This is a genomic window from Gluconobacter sp. P1D12_c, assembly GCF_018812105.1.
GTDB classification, from domain to species: Bacteria; Pseudomonadota; Alphaproteobacteria; order Acetobacterales; family Acetobacteraceae; genus Gluconobacter; species Gluconobacter oxydans_A.
In genome coordinates, this window is the sequence record NZ_JACSIQ010000477.1 from 1 (window position 1) to 445 (window position 445).

The window sequence follows — 445 nt, forward strand, 5'->3', positions numbered from 1 at the left end:
GAGGAGGTTCTAACCGACGCGGCCCTCACAATGATGGACAAACTCCTCGGAAGCATGATGCGCCGTGCCGAGCACCGGATCCGTGACAAAGCGATTGTCACCATGCGATCGTTGCAGGCCCAGCTTCGTCTGCTGACAACCTCTTGCCGTCATCTGATTGAGGCCCGTGATCAGGGCGTTGATTCACTGTCTGCCATTACGGGAATTGACTGGCCCCGCCTCCAGGACGCCATCGGCAGGGCTGAAACCCTGACAGCTCCAGAGACCATTGATCGCACGGCCGAACTGATCAACCGGCATCGCTCTCTTCGTCCTGCCATTGGTCCATTCCTGAACGCGTTCCAGTTTCAGGGTGGTCGCACGGTACAGGGATTACTGAAGGCGGTGCAGATCATTGGAGACCTCTATCGGACCGGTAAACGCCGCTTGCCTGACTCCTGTCCGA

The 445-nt window shown here is 58.2% G+C and carries 1 pseudogene; it reads left to right on the top strand.

Annotation, left to right across the window (positions count from 1 at the left end):
* Positions 1 to 445: pseudogene (locus tag KP705_RS17750) on the top strand (Tn3 family transposase); the annotation flags it as partial.